The sequence below is a fragment of the Limnohabitans lacus genome (assembly GCF_030053395.1).
Lineage (GTDB): Bacteria > Pseudomonadota > Gammaproteobacteria > Burkholderiales > Burkholderiaceae_C > Limnohabitans_A > Limnohabitans_A lacus.
The window spans coordinates 1-18,169 of sequence record NZ_JASGBH010000002.1 but is presented as its reverse complement, the minus strand read 5'-3'; the positions used below and the strand labels follow the sequence as shown (position 1 = coordinate 18,169).

Genomic DNA, 18,169 nt, shown 5'->3' with positions numbered 1-18,169 from the left:
ATGGAATTGTATGAATAAAGTAATAAATGAAAGCGATATAAATAATGTGATTAAATTTCTTATCGCGCGCTGGAAGATTTTGCTGATGATTCCTGTACTTGCTGGGGTAGGTGCTTTCATAATAATTTCAAACAATTCTCACGCAAGCAAAGCAAGCATGGTTATAAAGGGAGAGTACATAAACTCCAAAGATCAGCTCATTCAGAATTATTGGATGATGAACTCATTGAAAAATTCAAGTGGTGAATGGGATGGGGTCATCGCTAATTTTAGGGTTGCTGGAGAAAATATTGAGGTTAAGAGAGGTAATTTAAATAAAATAGTAAATATAGAGTCGAACCTTCGTGAAAAAATAGTGAAAATAGAAGTGTATGAAAATAACGACGAAGCTGCGATAGAATTATCAAAAGAAGTATTTAAAGTATTGTCAGCACTAACCCGACCAAAAGGAACTCAAAAAAATCGACTTGAAGATTTATTAAAATATTACAAAGATGAGCAATTAAAAGCAGAGATGTTGAAATCCATCTTCTATGAAAAATATAAAAATCAAGATGTTCGTTCATATACACCCCCCGAATACTCTTATCTATTGAAGGAAATAACGGGGTTAAAAAGAAAAATATTCGAATTGGAAGAGGATTTGTTTGGTGTCGATGAAAGTTATATAGTCCAAGCCCCGGTTATTGTCAATAATGAAATAAAGAAAAGAATTATTGTTAACGCATTCATTGTTTCAATGCTTTCATTTTTTACGGTGCTTGGATTTTACTATATTAAATACATTTATAAAAATTACAGTATAATGAAGCAAAAGAAAGTTTGATGTGTACGTGTTAGAATTCGCTTTAATTATTGTATTTGGGTGTTCGCTGATTTTTGATCTGGGCGCTCAATATGTGCGAGCATCAATTAATAAGATTAATAAGTCTGAATTGTTTGCTGTGTCCAATTGGGTCCAATATCAAGCCAGAATTTTAAACATGCTTTCTGTTGTCTCGCTTTCGTATTACTTTGAGAAGGGTGGGATGAAAGGGGAAATTAAGACAATATTTTATTACGCGCTCTCTTTCTCTTTTGGTATTGGCTTGTTGTATATAACAAACAGAAAATTCTTCAGCGCTTTGAGTTCAATTCTTTTTGTTACAAATAGGGTTATATTTAAAAATGTTGGTACGAATGATTATTTTTTCAAGGCTAAAATCAGTTTAAATAAATATTTTTACTATTCATTAATTGTGAATATATTGTTATATATGGCCATGATTGTACCGTTCGTACTGGCTTCACTGAAGCCAGATATTCGTATGACGCTTGCTTATTCTGGGCAATTATTGAATTTTATGGGAACAATAATAAATTACACTTTAATTGAGCCTGGATTCTATCGTGCAGTTGACGAAAGAGGGGAGGAGTCAATTGTATCGCAATTTATTTTTGCAAAATTAGCATCAATAGTATTTGTGGTTGGTGCAATTGCAATATTATGATGTTGCATCGCACGTTAATAGTTTATGTTGTAATCATAATTTTATATTATGCTTTTGGGGGTGCGTCTTTCCCGGATTACGAGAATTACATAACAATTAGTCAAAAAGGTGGTTACTTGTTTTCGCCTGATGAGTACTTTGCCGAATGGGGTTCTCGATGGTGGTTGAAAAATGTTGGGGAGATAATTGGGAATCATAAAATATCTATTGATATATTGGTGCTATTTATTCAAATATATTATCTTGCGTGGTTGTTGCGGGGTGATGACGAGAAATTGGATGTTGCAAAGTTATGGATAACAATTTTTTTAGGTCCATTATTGCTAACTACAACCATTAGGGCAACTCCAGTTTACCTGCTTGTTTATACGCTTGCGGCAACTAGAGTGTCAGCAATAAAATTGATGATTATTTTTATGTTTGGATTATTTTTTCATGATACAGCCTTATTAGTTTTTCTTGTATATTTTATTGCATATTTCATTGAAATAAATTTCAAAAAATCAATAAATTTCCTTGTTCCTGGTGCTTGGCTGATTTCAATATTAATGATTCTGCTTGGGAATTTAATGGCTGAAAATATCATGCTGATTCTGAAGAATTTAAATATCGGAGTGAGGGATGTGTATTTGAAGTCAATTGATTCGCCGAGTTTTTTAAAAATCGCATATGCATTATTCATCGCGGTTCTGTGCGTTCCATCAATTAAGAGAAAAGAAAAGACACTTGAGGATTTATTTTTGGTTGGTTTGTTATTACTTGGGGCACTGACATTTGCTGTTTCTTCGACGGCTGCAATTAGAATATTTATATTTGCTTTTGGAGTTTCTTTGATTCAACTAATCAAAAATTCAACGGAGTCACGAATGTTTGTTGCAGCATCTAGTTTTTCTTATGCCTTATTTTTCCCGCTTATTACTTCGTTGATGTTTTGGGATTTATTTAGGAATACAAATTAATATGAGCCCAAAAAAGGTAGCGGTGTTGTTAGCAACTTATAACGGTTCAGCACATTTGCGTGTGCAATTGAACACGCTGTTAGCTCAAACTCATAAAAACATTCATATTTTCATTCGTGATGATGGATCAGAAGATCAGACAATGGAAATAATTGATGAATATTCAAGAAATTATAAAAATATCACTTTAATCATATCGAATACTGATCGCGGTGGGTCAGCTTGCGCGAATTTCATTGAAATGATACGTGGGATGGCAGTAGGTGATTTTGATTATTTCTCATTGTCAGATCAAGATGATATTTGGACTCCAGATAAAATAACTCGAGCTTTGGGCTTCCTGGATGCTGGTTATGACTGCTACGCGTCAAATTTGATTGCATTTACGGATGATGGAAAAAGAGTTTGGATTGTAGATAAGGCTCAGGATCAAACTGGATTGGATTATATGTTCCAAGGCGCATCAGCTGGTTGTACGTATGTATTTAGTGCTAGAGTTTTTGAGATGATAAAAAATACTTTTTATGGAAGGCCTGTTGGAAGTTATAAGCATTTGTCACATGACTGGTTAATTTATGCGATTAGTCGAAGCGCTGGTTTCAAATGGTTTATTGATCCAATATCAAAGATATTTTATAGGCAGCATTCGAATAATGTTTATGGCGATGCAGGATTTTTTAATGGATATTTAAAGAAATTGGCCATGATAAATTCGGGCTGGTATTTGAAAAACATAAATGATATTTCCCAATTTTTGGTCGGCAAGGAATCGGAAAAAAAGTATCTTGATCTCGTAAAAAATAAAAATATTTTTAAAAGAATGAAAATAATTAATGATTGGACAAGGCTGCGCAGAAAAAAGCTGGAAAGTTTATTTGTAGTCTTGGTTGTTGTTTTGGGTTTGATGAGGGATTAATTGCAATGAAGCGTTTAATTGATTTAATTGGCTCAATTGCATTGATTGTGATGTTGGTAATCCCAATGATTATCCTATTTGTCTTAATCAGAAAAAAAATAGGATCTCCAGTTCTATTTAAGCAAGTACGGCCAGGCCTCAAAGGCAAGCCCTTCATGATGATCAAGTTCAGAACTATGACTGATGAGTGTGGCCCTGATGGTAAATTGCTTCCCGATGCTGACCGTTTGCTGCCTTTTGGTCAATTTTTGCGATCAAGTAGCCTAGATGAATTACCAGAGATTTGGAATGTTCTTCGCGGAGAGATGAGTCTGGTGGGGCCACGTCCTTTGCTGATGGAATATTTGCCGCTTTACTCGCCAGAGCAAGCCCGTCGGCACGAGGTACGCCCTGGCATCACGGGTTGGGCCCAAGTCAATGGACGCAACGCAATCAGCTGGACCGATAAATTTGCGTTGGACGTTTGGTATGTCGACAACCTAAGCATGTGGTTGGATATCCGTATTTTGTGGTTAACGGTGCGCAAGGTATTGATACGCGATGGCATCAGCGCGGAGGGCGAGGCGACGATGCCTGCATTTATGGGATCCGGACACCTAAATCGAGAGGACAAACAATGATAAATACCTCTGCTCGACTCAAGGATATTGCAGTCTATTTTCCTGACCAAGTTTTGGGAAACGATGAATTGGCTTCGCTTTACCCGGAATGGCCAGCAGAAAAAATTTATGAGAAAACCGGTATCAGCGAAAGAAGGGTAGCAAAAGAAGGACAAACAGCAGGAGATCTGGCCTATGAGGCTGCAGTAAACCTTTTTGGTCAAGGAAAAATCGCAGCGCAGGATGTTGACTTCATCATCCTCTGCACACAGGCGCCAGACTATGTTCTACCTACAACAGCATGTGTATTGCAAAACCGCCTAGGAGTGCCTCGGCAAGCAGGCGCGTTGGACATCAATTTAGGTTGTTCAGGCTTTGTTTATGGTTTGTCCTTGGCAAAGGGACTGATCGAGACGGGGGCAGCGCGCTGTGTGTTACTTTTGACGGCTGATACCTATTCAAAAAATATCCATCCAATGGATAAGAGTGTGCGTACGCTTTTTGGTGATGCCGCAGCTGCCACGGCTATAGTAGCCACAGATGATGCAGATGAGGCGATTGGGCCTTTTGTATTTGGTACAGATGGAAGCGGTGCCGCGAATCTCATTGTAGAGGCAGGAATGTTTCGTTTGCCCAGTTCGTCAGATACCTCAATAGAAATGAGGGACGAATCGGGTAATGTTCGTGCGCGTGATAACTTGTACATGAACGGCGCTGAAGTGATGGCCTTTTCTTTGAAGGAAGTCCCTAAGGCTGCAGATGCTTTGCTTATGAAAGCAAGTAAGGTCAAAGAAGATATGGATTTCTTTGTGCTGCACCAGGCCAATAAGTTCATGCTCGAAGCTCTACGTAAGAAGTTGAAGGTGCCTCAAGAAAAGTTGCCCATCATGGTCGAAGACTGTGGGAATACAGTGTCTTCAACCATACCCATTGCATTGTTCAAGTTGCGTCAACAAGGACGATTGAGGCAGGGCCATCAACTCATGTTGATCGGGTTCGGTGTGGGCTATTCGTGGGCTGCGTGTTTGTTGAATTTTTAAACTGGAGAAGATGATGAGCGAATTTTTCGAAGGCATGGCCGAAATTTTTGAAGTGGACGTCAGCAAAATTTCGTCTGAGTTTGAGCTGCACTCTGGTGAGGCGGCATGGGATTCTTTGGCCATTGTGTCAACCATCGCGTTGGCGGACGATTGCTTTAACGTGATGCTTGAAGGCAAGGCCCTGGGGGATTGTCAGACCATTGCCGACATTGAAAAGTTGATCGCGCAAGCCAAGAAAGCCTGATGATGACAGCGCAATCCACTTCCGTTGGACGACACATCAAGGTGACGGGGGCTGGTATTGCTGGTGTCGTGTCGTGCTTGCCTGAACGGCAGGTTAGCAATGCTCATTTTGAAGCCCAATTTGGTGAGTCTGCGGTCAAGGACGTTGTCAAAATGATCGGGGTTGAAAACCGATATTGGACCGACGATAAGACATCGACAAGAGACTTGTGCTTGAAAGCCGGTCAGCGTCTGTTGACTCAGCTGAACTGGTTGCCTGAGTCTGTGGATGCGTTGATTTTTGTATCGCAAACACCTGATTACAGACTCCCTGCCACAGCTTGTGCTTTGCAAGCGGATCTCGGCTTGTCATCAGCTTGTATCGCGTTTGATGTCAACCTGGGGTGTTCTGGTTACCCATATGCCTTGTGGCTGGGCATGACCATGGTGCAAACCGGTGCGGCACGCCGTGTGTTGTTGGCTGTGGGGGACACGATCAGCAAGATCGTTGATCCAACGGACCGCTCAACAGCTTTGTTGTTTGGCGACGCAGGGACTGTGACAGCCATTGAGCAAGCATCTGGGCAGAGTGCAAGTTTTGTGCTAGGTACAGATGGGCGGGGCGCTTGTAATTTGATTGTGCCCAAGGGGGCGTTCAAGAATCACTCGCAGTCAGGTGATCCTCGCTTGCTGGATAAAGCATCGGATTGTCTGTACATGGATGGTGGTGAAATTTTTAATTTCACGCTCAAGGCCGTTCCAGCATTGGTCAATGAAACCATTGAACTGTCTGGTGTTGCAGCTGATAGACATGATGGATTTTTGTTTCATCAGGCCAATATGTTCATGCTGAAGCATCTGACTAAAAAAGCCAAGTTGCCAGCAGAGAAAGCACCAATCAACATCGACCAATATGGCAACACCAGTTGCGCTTCTATCCCCTTGTTGATGACCACTTGCTTGCAGGACCAACTCCGCAATGGTTCGATGCAACTGGGCTTGTTTGGCTTTGGTGTTGGGTACTCATGGGCTGGCGCATCGCTTTTTGTGGGGCCATTGAAATGCGTGGAGACAATCAAATGCTGAATATTTTCAAATCAGATGCCTTGCAGGGCCGAACATACCTTGTGACGGGTGCGTCTTCAGGTATTGGCAAGGCGACAGCGGTACTCTTGTCCGAATGTGGCGCACGGGTTCTGATCAATGGGCGCGATGAAAGTCGCTTGAATGAGACGCTGGCGCAATTGTCGGGGGCTGGGCATTTGGCTTTTGCTGCACCGCTTGAAACATCAGACCAAACAAACGATTGGCTCAAGAGCGTGTTGGACACATCTGGGCCTTTGGATGGTGTATTTCACTGCGCGGGTATTGAGTTGATTCGACCGGCTCGAATGATCAAACAGGCTCAGTTGAATGATGTGCTTGGCAGCAGCCTTTTTGCAGCCTTTGGTATTGCGCGGGCTTTGAGTTCGAAAAATGCCATGGTCGATGGCGGTTCGCTGGTGTTCATGTCATCTGTTGCCGGATCAACTGGACAAGTTGGGATGTCGGCCTACAGCGCAGCCAAGGCCGCAATTGATGGCATGGTGCGTTCATTGGCCTGTGAACTGTCGGCTAAGAAAATCCGCGTGAATTCAATTGCGGCAGGTGCTGTCCACACGGCTATGCATGATCGATTGACCAAAGGCAGCGGTGACGATGCAACCACGGCCTATGAGCAGTCTCATTTGCTTGGCTTTGGTGAACCCCAAGATGTTGCCCAAGCAGCGCTGTACCTTTTGAGTCCAGCCAGCAGCTGGGTGACGGGTACGACGATGGTCGTTGATGGCGGATACATGGTGCGATGATGACCGAGAGATTGATACTGGTTGGCGGCGGTGATTTTGCTAGGGAGTTGATCAACTGGACTGATGATCTGGTGGATCTGGGGAAAAGCATTCCAGTAACAGGATTTCTGGATGACAACCCTGATGCCTTGAAAGGCTTTCAATACCCCGTGGCATATCTGGGTTCTATCCAATCGTATGTTCCGCAACCAGGGGATCGCTTGCTGATGGCGGTGGGCAATCCCAAAGTTAAAAAAACACTCTTTGCGGACATGAAATCAAAGGGGTGTCATTTTTCCACTTTGATTCATCCCTCTGCTGTCGTTGCAAGGACCGCTAGATTGGGTGAAGGCGTTGTTGTGTGTCCGCAGGCATTTATTTCTGCGGATGCAACGGTTGGTGATTTGTGCGCGATCAATGGCAGCGCCAGTGTGGGGCACGACGTTAAGTTGGGTAGCTTTGCAACTTTGAGCGCACATGTGGACTTGACGGGCTGGGTTCAAGTCGATGAATGTGTATTTTTTGGCAGCGGTGCGCGTGTTTTGCCTAAAGTCAAAATTGGTGCCGGTGCGCGCATTGGTGCTGGTGCCGTTGTGATGCGTTCTGTACCCGCCGATGCAGTGGTTTATGCGCCGCCTGCTAAGAGGCTTTGATATGGACCTTGGAACTAAGCTGTTTCAGAAGTATTGGCATATGGTGTGCCATCGCAACGAGCTGCCCAACGATGGTGATTTTTTGCGGTTCAAGACGCCGATCGGTGATGTGGTGATTTTCAATGACGGCGGCGATTACGTTGCCTTTGACAACCGTTGTGCACACCGTGGTACTTTGATTTATCTGACGGATTTTGGAAATCAGGCCAATACCTGCAAATACCACGGCTGGACATTCAAATCAGGCAAGTTGATCATTCCATCTGTTGAGCAGTTCAAGGGCTGTGATATCGCCAAAGCAGATTTGAGGCGGTACAGGCTTGATTGGTGTGGTGACTTTTTGTTCTTGGGGGTTGCGCCTGAGAAAGACCTCTACGCGCAGCTGGATGGGGTTGCGCAGTACATCGAGAATATTTCATTCAATATCAGCGGCAGAGTGGATGTGAGTGCATACGAGTACGAGTGTGCATGGCCTTTGGCACTTGAGAATGCGCTCGAGCCTTATCACATTGGTATGGTGCACCCCGGAACACTTGCCACTTTGAAACTAGAAGATGGTGTGAATACTTTCCATGGCGCGAACTCTGTTTGGCAAGCGCCTGTAGGTGATGTCAGGATCAAGAAACAACTTGGAAGACTTGGCTCGTTCTTCAACATCGACTATGCATATGAAGGTTACATGAGCATTTTCATGTTCCCCTTCACAATGATTTCGTCCACCTTCGGCTACTCCTATTCTGTGCAGAATTTCTTTCCGCATAAGACCCGAAACGATCGAACAAATTTCATGAGCCGCTTGCTCACGTGCAATGTGAAAGATGAGCATGCGCAGAAAATTGTTCAGCCTTTCTTTGAATCAAGTGCCAAAGTCAATCGCATGGTGTTCGAAGAAGACCATTCCATTTGCAAGATCATGCCCACTGATTCGTGGAGCTCAGAACCACTTGAGTTCATCTCCGAGCAGGAAGTAAAGATTGCTCACTTTAGAGACTTGTGTCGAGCTGGTTGAAATAATTTCTGATTGGGATAGTTGTGCTTAATACAAAATTTTCACCTTGGCCTAGTTTCACAACTGAAGAAGCTGATGCAATTCATCAGGTTGTTTTGTCCAACAAGGTCAACTATTGGACAGGTAACGAAACACGCGAGTTTGAAAAAGAGTTTGCCGCATGGAGTGGCGTGTCGCATGCCGTGGCTCTGGCCAATGGCACTTTGGCTTTGGATGTGGCGCTGAAGGCACTGAACATTGGCCCCGGTGACGAGGTGGTGGTCACGCCGCGCACTTTCATTGCATCGATTTCGTGTGTGGTCAATGCGGGTGCGATCCCTGTGTTTGCCGATGTGGAGGCAGATTCGGGCAATATTTCTGCTTGCACGATAGCCGCGGTTTTGTCACCCCGCACCAAGGCAGTGGTGTGTGTGCATTTGGCTGGCTGGCCTTGCGACATGGACCCGATCATGGCGCTGGCGGCTGCGCATGGCCTGAAGGTGATTGAGGATTGCGCCCAGGCTCACGGTGCCCGCTACAAAGGTCGTCCCGTGGGCAGCATCGGCCATGTGGGGGCCTGGAGTTTTTGCCAGGACAAGATCATGTCCACGGGCGGCGAGGGTGGCATGGTCACCACCAATGACGAGGCTTTGTGGCGCAGCATGTGGTCATTCAAAGACCATGGCAAGAGTTACGAGGCAGTGTACGAGCGCCAACACCCACCGGGCTTCAGGTGGTTGCACGAGAGCTTTGGCACCAATTGGCGCATGCTCGAGATGCAGGCGGTGATTGGTCGTATTCAGTTGGGCCGCATGAAAGCTTGGGCGACTGCGCGCCAACAGAACGCTCACGCAATTTGGAAAGCATGTGGTGCCTTCCCGGTCTTGAGGGTACCTCGGGTTCAGTGCGCATCGTGTCCAGGTGACTGTGCTGGTATTTCGGCCGCGTGCGAACACGCGCATTACAAGTGCTACGTGTATGTTCGACCTGACCTTTTGGCTCAAGGCTGGACGCGGGATCGGATTGTCGAGGCCATCAATGCCGAGGGAGTGCCTTGTTTTCAGGGGTCTTGCTCAGAGGTTTATCTGGAAAAAGCGTTTGACGGTACCGGTTGGCGACCAGAGCCAAGATTGTCCGTGGCCAAAACACTGGGGGAGACGTCTATCATGTTTTTGGTTCACCCCACCTTGACGCAAGAAGAAATCACCAAGACTTGTGAAGTTATTCAACAAGTGATGCAGCAAGCATGTTGATTCGCAAAATCGCCAATTTTTTGATCGCCTTACCAAGGCCTGTCAAACGCATTGTTGCTGTGGCGGTGGACGGAGCGCTGTGTGTGCTGACGGTTTGGGCGGCTTTTGATTTGCGATTTGATGCATGGACGCCCTGGTCGTCGGCACATGCAGTTGCCAGTTTGGTGAGCTTTGCTTTGGCGGTGACGATCTTCATCGGGTTTGGGCTTTACAGGGCGATTTTCAGATACGCAGGGTTGCCTGCTCTGATCACGGTGCTCAAGGCCATCGGTGCTTACAGTGTTTTGTATGCGATGGTCATGACCGTGATCTCTGTGCCCGGCATTCCGCGCACAGTCGGTTTGCTTCAACCCTTGCTCTTGCTGATTGCCATCACCCTCTCGCGTGTGGCTGCCAGGGTCTGGCTAGGCGGTATCTACAAAGGTATTTTGAGCCGACAGAACTTGCCTCGCGTATTGATTTACGGTGCAGGCTCCGCAGGCCGTCAATTGGCTGCAGCCCTGAAGACCAGTCCTGAATTGGTGGTGGTTGGTCTGTTGGACGATGACGATCGCTTGCACGGTCAAGTGCTCAACGGCCTGAAAATCCACAACCCAGCGGACTTGGTGGATTTGGTCGAGAAGTTACGCATCAACCAAGTGTTTCTGGCCATTCCATCGGTCAACCGTGCGCGGCGCAACGAGATTCTGGAGCTGGTCCGCGCAGCCCATGTGCAAGTACGCACCTTGCCTGGTGTGATGGATTTGGCCCAAGGCCGTGTGCATGTGTCTGACTTGCGCGAGCTGGAAGTAGAGGATTTGCTGGGCCGTGATCCGGTGCCGCCCAACCCTTTGATGATGGGCAAGAACATCGCCAACAAGGTGGTCATGGTCACGGGGGCAGGGGGCTCGATTGGTTCTGAGCTGTGCCGTCAGATCGTCAAGGCTGGGCCTGCGACCTTGCTTTTGGTGGAGTTGACCGAATTCGCCTTGTATGCCATCCACCATGAACTTCAACAGACGCTGACCGAAGCAAATAGCGAATCCATTGCGTTGATCCCATTGCTGGCCAATGTGCGTGATGCCGATCGGATGTCTGAGATTTTGGGCACCTGGAAGCCCAACACGGTTTACCACGCTGCGGCTTACAAGCATGTGCCTTTGGTGGAACACAACCCGGCAGAGGGCATCAAAAACAATGTGCATGGCACCATGGTCTCGGCCCTGCAGGCCGCAAGGCATAGCGTGTCTGATTTTGTGCTGGTGAGCACTGACAAGGCGGTGCGCCCCACCAACGTGATGGGGGCCAGCAAGAGACTGGCCGAGATGGTGTTGCAAGCTCAGGCCGAAGCCATGTCAGCGCAAGGCGCTAAAACCCGTTTCAGCATGGTGCGTTTTGGCAATGTCTTGGGTTCGTCGGGTTCAGTCGTCCCCTTGTTTCGCAAACAGATCAAGGACGGTGGCCCGATCACGCTGACCGATGAGCGGATCACGCGGTATTTCATGACGATTCCCGAAGCGGCCCAGCTAGTGATTCAGGCCGGGGCCATGGCCAGTGGGGGGGATGTCTTTGTGTTGGACATGGGCGAGCCGGTCAAGATCATGGATTTGGCACGCCGCATGGTGGACTTGTCGGGTTTGTGTGTGCGCGATGAGGCAAATCCGCAAGGCGATATCGAGATTGCCGTAACAGGCCTTCGCCCCGGCGAGAAGTTGTATGAAGAGCTTTTGATTGGCGACAACCCATTGCCCACCAGCCACAAGCGCATCATGAAGGCTCACGAAGAATACTTGTCGTGGGCTGAGTTGCAGGCCAAGTTGGCTGTGATGAGCAAGGCCTTGGACGTCAACGATGTGCCAACGATCCGCGCTCAGCTCAAGGACTTGGTGCCTGGCTACCAGCCCGATGGGGAGGTAGTGGATTGGGTGTGGCTGGAGAACGAAAAGACGGCCTGAACTGTCGGCTTTCTTGGTTTCAAGCAAGGGCGCCTAGGGCGCCTTTGTTGTTTGTGGCCCTGCAGATGACCACAATGCGATGCAGATGATCAAGGACAACATGGCTGGGTAGTAGTTGTGTGCAAAGTTGACATTGCTGATGGCCGTGGTCAGGTGAATGACGAGAATACCGCCTAAGGTCGCAGCGCCAGGCCAAGATTGATGACGTGCCAGTTTGACCATCACGACCATCATGCCAAGGGCATAGCTCAAAAAGCTGGCCAGGCCCCACAGACCATGGTCGAGCAGGGTGTGCAAATAGTCGTTGTGCACATGACCAAAAATCAATGGGTCTGCCAAATGGGTGTCGTGGGCCCATTTTTGAAGCAAGGCTTTGCGTTGGTCATGGCCGTAACCAATCCATGGAGATTCCGTTGCAGCTTGGGCGCTTTGATTCCACAAATACAAACGAGCCCCTACCGAGGTGTTGTAGTTGTCAGGAAGGGATGCCTGTGAGTTTTTCAACTCATGGATAGCGATGGTGATCGCGCTGGCAGGGTGTTGAACGACAACAGTATTTCTGAGGCTCCACAAACTGGCCACGCCAAGTGCGACAAACCCCAAAAGAATGGCCCAGGATTTTCCAGTTTTTGTCAGTCTGACTTGCATCTGGCTTTTCTGCCGCCAAATCAACCAAGCCATGCAAGGTAAGACGAAGAGCAGGCCATAAGCACCACGTTTGGCGCTGATCATCACAGCCAATAAGCCGACGATGCTGCCAGCCAGGGCAAGCCAGCGTGACCAACTGGCATAGGGTGTGAAAAATACACCCAGCAACCAACAGCTGACCAATGCCATAACCGCTGCCCAAGGGATCGGGTTGGTGGGTATTCCAAATTGCCCATGCCGCCAGAGAAGCATTAGACCTGCAGAGCAGAAAACCATGCCTGCGACTGTCAGGTATTGAATTGCTTTTGGGCTCAAGACGGACAGACGCGTGAGCCCATAAATGCTCAGCGCGCCCAGAAACAGGCGAAATTCAGCATGCCGCTCTGCCCAGGGGTCCTGCCAATAGAGCATCGGAACGGTTTTAAGTGCCAGTGCAATGGCGGTAAAGATCAGCCAAGTTTGGGCCAGGTCTTGTGCCAAAGTTGTGGGCTGCGAGTGTGCGGTTCGCGTCATCCAAAGTGAGCCAAGACCCGCAAGCAATAACCACGCCCAAGCTCCGCCAGCCCATTTGGTGCTGACGCTTGCCAAAGCAAAACAAATTGCAAGGGGGATCCAGATGATTTTGGGCGTCGTCATGGACCGCTCAATACCCATTCGGGTTTTGCGATTGCCAGCGCCAGGCGTCTTGGCACATGCGGTCCACGCCGAGCTCGGCCTTCCACCCCAGGGCTTCTTGGGCCAGGCGGGTGTCGGAGTAGCAGGTGGCCACGTCATCGGAGCGGCGGGCCTCAAACCGGCTGCTGTTGCACAGGTTGTCCACGATGACCACGTGGTGGCCTGCGTTCATGAGTTCGACCGCGGTGTGCGAGCCAATGTAGCCTGCGCCACCGGTGATGAGGATCTTGGATGTCATGGGTCGATTTTAAGCAGCAGTTAATCGGGGTCAGAACCCCATTGTTGTCAGTTCGATGGACGCTGCAGCGGCCAAGTGGTGGTGAACTTGGCGCGTTTGGTGGCAAAGAAGGCTTTGACGTTGCGCACGTTGGCGTCTTGGGTGAACAAGGTCTGGCTGATGCTCAGGTAGTGCGGCATGTCGGCGGCTTGCAGCACCAGCATGAAGTCGGGGCCGGGCGAGACGCGCCAGCATTGCTGCACTGCGTCGTGCGCCACGGCGCGGGCTTCAAAGGCGTCCAAATGTTCGCTGCCTTGTCGGTCCAGTGACACTTCTACCAACGCGGTCAGACCGTGGCCCAAGGTGGCACCGAGTTGGTCGCTGTTGAGCACCGCAATTTGCCGCTCGATCCAGCCGCCTTCGACCAAGCGCTTGACGCGGCGCAGGCAAGTGGGGGGCGAGACGTTGATCCGCTCGGCCAAGGCCACATTGCTCAGGCTGGCGTCCCGCTGCAGGCTGTCCAGGAGCTGAAGGTCGATGGCATCCAGTGCGTTTTGTTCCATGAAAGTCAAATAAATTAAATATTATTTCAATGGTAGATTGGTATGAAATTAAAGTCAATTTACCGTTAAAAATTAGTCTGAAATTTCTCGCTGATGGTTCTAATATCCAAACACTTTCTGATTGGAGCATCCCATGTGTGGCATCGTCGGCGCCGTTTCTTCCCGCAACATCGTTCCCATCCTGGTGCAAGGCCTGCAACGCCTGGAATACCGCGGCTATGACTCCTGCGGCGTGGCGGTGCATGCCGCCAGCCTGAGCGGTGGCACAGGCGGCTTGCAACGCGCCCGCAGCACCTCGCGTGTGGCCGAGCTGATGGACCAGGTGAGCGCCGACCATATCGAAGGCGGCACCGGCATCGCCCACACCCGCTGGGCCACTCACGGCGCGCCCGCGGTGCACAACGCGCACCCGCACTTCAGCCACGGACCGGCCGACGCCAAGCCCGGAAAGACTTTGGGAAGCGCCCCGGACAGGCCAGGGCGCGTGGCTTTGGTGCACAACGGCATCATCGAAAACCATGAAGAATTGCGCGCCGCCTTGCAAGCCAAGGGCTATGTGTTTTTGAGCCAGACCGACACCGAAGTCATCGCCCACCTGGTGGACAGCGTGTACGACGGTGACTTGTTCGAGGCCGTCAAAACCGCCATCCGCCAATTGCATGGTGCCTATGCGATTGCCGTGTTCCACAAAGACGAACCGCAACGCGTGATCGGTGCACGTGCGGGCTCACCGCTCATCTTGGGTGTGGGCCAGGGCGAAACATTCCTGGCCAGCGACGCGATGGCGCTGGCCGGCGTGACCGACCAGATCGTGTATCTGGAAGAGGGCGACGTGGTGGACATCCAGCTGGGCAAATACTGGGTGGTGGACCGCGACCACAAGGCCGTGTCCCGCGTGGTGAAAACCGTGCACGCCCACAGCGGTGCTGCTGAGTTGGGCCCCTACCGCCACTACATGCAAAAAGAAATCTTCGAGCAGCCGCGTGCGATTGCCGACACGCTCGAAGGCGTGGAAGGCATCACGCCCGAACTGTTTGGCGACGGCGCCTATTCCACATTCAAAGCCATTGATAACGTGCTGATCCTGGCCTGCGGCACCAGCTACTACAGTGGCTGCGTGGCCAAGTACTGGATCGAGGCGATCGCCAAAGTGCCCTGCCAGGTCGAGATCGCCAGCGAATACCGCTACCGCGAATCGGTGCCCAACCCGGGCACGCTGATCGTCACCATCACCCAAAGCGGCGAGACCGCCGACACCCTGGCCGCACTGCGCCACGCGCAAAGCCTGGGCATGACGCACACGCTGACGATTTGCAACGTGTCTACCAGCGCCATGGTGCGCGAGTGCAAACACGCCTACGTGACCCGTGCCGGGGCCGAGATCGGCGTGGCCTCCACCAAGGCCTTCACCACGCAGCTGGCTGGTTTGTTTTTGTTGACGCTGGCGCTGGCGCAGACCAAAGGGCGCCTCAGCGACGCCGAAGAGGCGGCGCACATCAAGGCCATGCGCCACCTGCCCGCCGCGCTGCAAGCGGTGCTGGCGCTGGAGCCGCAGGTCATGGCTTGGGCACAAGAATTTGCCAGCAAAGAAAACGCGCTGTTCTTGGGCCGGGGCACGCACTACCCCATTGCGCTGGAAGGCGCGCTCAAGCTCAAAGAGATCACCTACATCCACGCTGAAGCCTATGCCGCAGGCGAACTCAAACACGGCCCCTTGGCCCTGGTCACCAGTTCCATGCCGGTGGTGACGGTGGCACCCAACGACCAATTGCTTGAAAAACTCAAAAGCAATATGCAAGAGGTGCGTGCCCGTGGCGGCGTGCTCTATGTGCTGGCCGATGGCGACACCAAGATCGAGAGCAGCGAAGGCGTGAACGTCATCCGCATGCCCGAGCACTACGGCGTGCTCTCGCCCATCTTGCACGTGGTGCCCTTGCAGCTGCTGAGCTACCACACGGCGTGTGCGCGGGGTACCGATGTGGACAAGCCGCGCAATTTGGCGAAAAGTGTGACCGTTGAATGACCTGCGAGCCTCACATCGAGGTTCAGTCTTCACCCGTTCACGGTCAAGGCGTCTTTGCCCTGCGTCACATGGCTGCTGGCGAGACGGTGATCGAGTACGTGGGCGAGATCATCAGCATGGCCGAGGCTGTTGCGCGGCATCCGCACGACCCGAGCGATCCAAACCACACCTTTTATTTTCAGTTGGACGATGGCCGGGTGATCGATGCGGTGCGCGATGGCAATGCGTCCAAATGGATCAACCATTCCTGCAAGCCCAACTGCGAGCCCACTGACGTCAAGGGCCGTGTGTTCATCCAAACGCGCAGGCCGGTGTTTCGTGGCGAAGAGTTGACTTTTGATTACGGTCTGGTGAGCGACGAGCCGGTGACGGAGGCGCTCAAGGCGCGGTATGCTTGCCGCTGTGGTGCCAAGCGGTGCCGTGGCACGATGTTGGCGCGTTGAACCCTTCACAAGCATGATCCCCATCCACATTGACTCGGCCTGGAAAGGCACCTCGGATTGCCGCGATTGCGGCATCCGCGACATGGTCTTGTTTGCCGATCTGAACGAACAGGACTTTTCCGAGATCCACACGCCCATCGATGATCTGGCGTTCACCGCCGATGCGGTGATCTACCACGAAGGGCAACAAGCCATTGGCCTGTTCACTTTGCGCAAGGGCATGGTCAAGCTGGTGCGCTCAACCGCCGATGGGCGCGAGCGCATTGTGCGCGTGCTGCGTCCTGGCGATGTGTTGGGCCTGGAGGCACTGGCCACGTCCAAATACGACAGCGAAGCCGTGGCCCTGGTCGATGTGAGCGTGTGCCGCATCCCCTTGTCGGTGCTGCACCATTTGTCGAACACTTCCTCGCGACTGCACTTGCGCTTGATGCAAAAGTGGCAACACGCCCTGAAAGACGCCGACGATTGGCTGGCCGATTTGAACTTTGGCACCGCACGCCAAAGGGTGGCCAGCCTGGCCCTCAAAATGCGCGACCCCGATCAGCCGCAGTTCACCTCCTTTTTTGCGCGCGACGACATGGGTGCCATGCTGGACCTGAAGCTGGAGACCGTCAGCCGCGAGATCAGCGGCTTGGTGCGCGAAGGCGCCTTGAAGCCTTGCGACAAGCAAGGCCGGCGTTACGAAATCCTCAACGAACGCTTGTTGCAGGTTTGAGGGCCGATGAGCCCTGTGTCTGAGCTCTAGGCCCAGCGGCCCTATGTCCGTTTCTTGCTGGCGCGCTTGAGTGGTCTGACGGCCAACCAAATGCTGATGGTGGCTGTGGCCTGGCACATGTACGAGCTGACCTCGAGCGCCTGGGACTTGGGCCTGGTGGGTTTGTTTCAGTTCATTCCGGCCCTGCTGGTCACCTTGCCTGCGGGCCATGTGGTGGACCGTTTTCACCGAGGGCGCCAACTTGCTCGACATGTTTTCCATGCTCTTGGGCGGTGCGGTGGCCTGACCTGCCCCCTCTGGCCGTACCAATCAATTGGAAGTAGTCCAAGGGTTCAAGGTTAATCCAAAACTTGAGGGTTGAGATTTGCAGCGGCATTGGTTTGAATCCTTTGCTGCTGCGCGAACTGAGCCGGGGGAATCCGGCCCAGGCTGCTGTGGGGCCTGACTTCGTTGTAGTCCAGGCGCCAATCGGCAATGCACTGCCTGGCTTGGGGCAAGCTCAAAAACCACTGCTCGTTCAAGCATTCATCTCGGAACTTGCCGTTGAAACTCTCGATGTAGCCGTTTTGCATCGGCCTGCCCGGTTGGGTCAAGATGTGCCGCACGCCATGTGCTGTGGCCCAAGCCATGAAGGCCCGGCTTGTGAACTCTGGGCCGTTGTCTGTTCTCACGGCCAGTGGGTAGCCTCTGAAGGTGGCCGCTTGGTCGAGCAAGCGTGTCACGTATTGCCCCGAGATCCCGTAGTCCACGGCAATGTCCACGCACTCGTGGCTGAAGTCATCGGCCACAGTCAGGCACTTGATGCGCCGGCCATTGGACAAGCTGTCCGAGACGAAATCCATGCTCCAAACATCGTTGACCTTTTGCGCCAGTTGCAAGGGCACCCGCTCACACGGTGGGCGCTTGGCCTTCTTGCGCCTTCTCACAGCCAAGTTGGCATCTTTGTACAAGCGGTAGATCCGCTTGTGGTTGACGCCCGGAAACTCCGGGCGCAGCAGATCGTGG

The 18,169-nt window shown here is 50.8% G+C and carries 19 protein-coding genes and 2 pseudogenes; 17 read left to right on the top strand and 4 right to left on the bottom strand.

The features are described 5' to 3' along the window. Positions 1 to 10 precede the first annotated feature (10 nt). From QLQ16_RS02675 to QLQ16_RS02615, 13 genes are read left to right on the top strand one after another with little or no spacing between them, the layout of a single operon-like run. Positions 11 to 826: a hypothetical protein gene (locus QLQ16_RS02675; RefSeq protein WP_283223147.1), complete on the top strand. Its 816-nt coding sequence runs from the start codon at positions 11 to 13 to the stop codon at positions 824 to 826. A gap of 7 nt (positions 827 to 833) precedes the next feature. Next, positions 834 to 1,490 carry a hypothetical protein gene (locus tag QLQ16_RS02670; RefSeq protein WP_283223146.1) on the top strand — a complete coding sequence of 219 codons (657 nt, stop codon included), beginning with the start codon at positions 834 to 836 and terminating at the stop codon, positions 1,488 to 1,490. After that, the gene (locus tag QLQ16_RS02665; protein ID WP_283223145.1) at positions 1,487 to 2,449 is read left to right on the top strand and encodes a hypothetical protein; all 963 of its coding nucleotides are present in this window, start codon (positions 1,487 to 1,489) and stop codon (positions 2,447 to 2,449) included. Before QLQ16_RS02670 ends, QLQ16_RS02665 begins: the two co-directional genes overlap by 4 nt. Before the next feature lies 1 nt (position 2,450). Next, entirely contained in the window at positions 2,451 to 3,365 is a 915-nt protein-coding gene (locus QLQ16_RS02660) for a glycosyltransferase (protein ID WP_283223144.1), read from the top strand. A 5-nt stretch (positions 3,366 to 3,370) separates the two neighbouring features. Then, entirely contained in the window at positions 3,371 to 3,985 is a 615-nt protein-coding gene (locus QLQ16_RS02655; protein ID WP_283223488.1) for a sugar transferase, read from the top strand. After that, entirely contained in the window at positions 3,982 to 5,004 is a 1,023-nt protein-coding gene (locus QLQ16_RS02650) for a ketoacyl-ACP synthase III (RefSeq protein WP_283223143.1), read from the top strand. The genes QLQ16_RS02655 and QLQ16_RS02650 overlap by 4 nt, the downstream gene beginning before the upstream one ends. A 13-nt stretch (positions 5,005 to 5,017) precedes the next feature. Next, the gene (locus tag QLQ16_RS02645) at positions 5,018 to 5,248 is read left to right on the top strand and encodes an acyl carrier protein (RefSeq protein WP_283223142.1); all 231 of its coding nucleotides are present in this window, start codon (positions 5,018 to 5,020) and stop codon (positions 5,246 to 5,248) included. 2 nt (positions 5,249 to 5,250) lie between these two features. After that, a complete protein-coding gene (locus QLQ16_RS02640) occupies positions 5,251 to 6,312 on the top strand; it encodes a ketoacyl-ACP synthase III (RefSeq protein ID WP_348534166.1) in 1,062 nt (353 codons plus the stop codon). Between the two features lie 2 nt (positions 6,313 to 6,314). Next, positions 6,315 to 7,073 carry an SDR family NAD(P)-dependent oxidoreductase gene (locus tag QLQ16_RS02635; protein WP_431310376.1) on the top strand — a complete coding sequence of 253 codons (759 nt, stop codon included), beginning with the start codon at positions 6,315 to 6,317 and terminating at the stop codon, positions 7,071 to 7,073. Then, complete coding sequence (locus QLQ16_RS02630) at positions 7,073 to 7,705, top strand: NeuD/PglB/VioB family sugar acetyltransferase (protein ID WP_283223139.1); 633 nt, start codon at positions 7,073 to 7,075, stop codon at positions 7,703 to 7,705. The genes QLQ16_RS02635 and QLQ16_RS02630 overlap by 1 nt, the downstream gene beginning before the upstream one ends. After that, positions 7,680 to 8,714: a Rieske 2Fe-2S domain-containing protein gene (locus tag QLQ16_RS02625; protein WP_283223138.1), complete on the top strand. Its 1,035-nt coding sequence runs from the start codon at positions 7,680 to 7,682 to the stop codon at positions 8,712 to 8,714. The genes QLQ16_RS02630 and QLQ16_RS02625 overlap by 26 nt, the downstream gene beginning before the upstream one ends. A 23-nt stretch (positions 8,715 to 8,737) precedes the next feature. Next, positions 8,738 to 9,946 carry a DegT/DnrJ/EryC1/StrS family aminotransferase gene (locus QLQ16_RS02620; RefSeq protein WP_283223137.1) on the top strand — a complete coding sequence of 403 codons (1,209 nt, stop codon included), beginning with the start codon at positions 8,738 to 8,740 and terminating at the stop codon, positions 9,944 to 9,946. Next, entirely contained in the window at positions 9,940 to 11,880 is a 1,941-nt protein-coding gene (locus tag QLQ16_RS02615; RefSeq protein ID WP_283223136.1) for a polysaccharide biosynthesis protein, read from the top strand. The genes QLQ16_RS02620 and QLQ16_RS02615 overlap by 7 nt, the downstream gene beginning before the upstream one ends. 33 nt (positions 11,881 to 11,913) lie before the next feature. Here QLQ16_RS02615 and QLQ16_RS02610 read toward each other — a convergent pair whose 3' ends face one another. The 3 genes and pseudogenes from QLQ16_RS02610 to QLQ16_RS02600 all read right to left on the bottom strand — a co-directional run bounded on the left by QLQ16_RS02610 (position 11,914) and on the right by QLQ16_RS02600 (position 13,983). Then, positions 11,914 to 13,164 carry an O-antigen ligase family protein gene (locus QLQ16_RS02610; RefSeq protein WP_283223135.1) on the bottom strand — a complete coding sequence of 417 codons (1,251 nt, stop codon included), beginning with the start codon at positions 13,162 to 13,164 and terminating at the stop codon, positions 11,914 to 11,916. A 130-nt stretch (positions 13,165 to 13,294) separates the two neighbouring features. Next, positions 13,295 to 13,441, bottom strand: a pseudogene (locus QLQ16_RS15800) (NAD-dependent epimerase/dehydratase family protein); the annotation flags it as partial. A gap of 47 nt (positions 13,442 to 13,488) precedes the next feature. Beyond that, positions 13,489 to 13,983, bottom strand: a complete 495-nt coding sequence (locus tag QLQ16_RS02600; RefSeq protein WP_283223133.1) for an Lrp/AsnC family transcriptional regulator — start codon at positions 13,981 to 13,983, stop codon at positions 13,489 to 13,491. 133 nt (positions 13,984 to 14,116) lie between these two features. Between QLQ16_RS02600 and glmS the strand changes: the two genes are divergently transcribed. From glmS to QLQ16_RS02580, 4 genes and pseudogenes are all read left to right on the top strand, one after another. Further along, complete coding sequence (glmS, locus tag QLQ16_RS02595; RefSeq protein ID WP_283223132.1) at positions 14,117 to 16,006, top strand: glutamine--fructose-6-phosphate transaminase (isomerizing); 1,890 nt, start codon at positions 14,117 to 14,119, stop codon at positions 16,004 to 16,006. Then, positions 16,003 to 16,449 carry an SET domain-containing protein gene (locus tag QLQ16_RS02590; protein WP_283223131.1) on the top strand — a complete coding sequence of 149 codons (447 nt, stop codon included), beginning with the start codon at positions 16,003 to 16,005 and terminating at the stop codon, positions 16,447 to 16,449. Before glmS ends, QLQ16_RS02590 begins: the two co-directional genes overlap by 4 nt. A gap of 13 nt (positions 16,450 to 16,462) precedes the next feature. Then, positions 16,463 to 17,164, top strand: a complete 702-nt coding sequence (locus tag QLQ16_RS02585; protein WP_283223130.1) for a Crp/Fnr family transcriptional regulator — start codon at positions 16,463 to 16,465, stop codon at positions 17,162 to 17,164. 90 nt (positions 17,165 to 17,254) lie between these two features. Continuing rightward, positions 17,255 to 17,410, top strand: a pseudogene (locus QLQ16_RS02580) (MFS transporter); the annotation flags it as partial. Between the two features lie 92 nt (positions 17,411 to 17,502). Here the strand turns inward: QLQ16_RS02580 and QLQ16_RS02575 are convergent. Beyond that, a partial coding sequence (locus tag QLQ16_RS02575; protein WP_283223129.1) for an IS3 family transposase occupies positions 17,503 to 18,169 on the bottom strand: 667 nt, incomplete at its 5' end.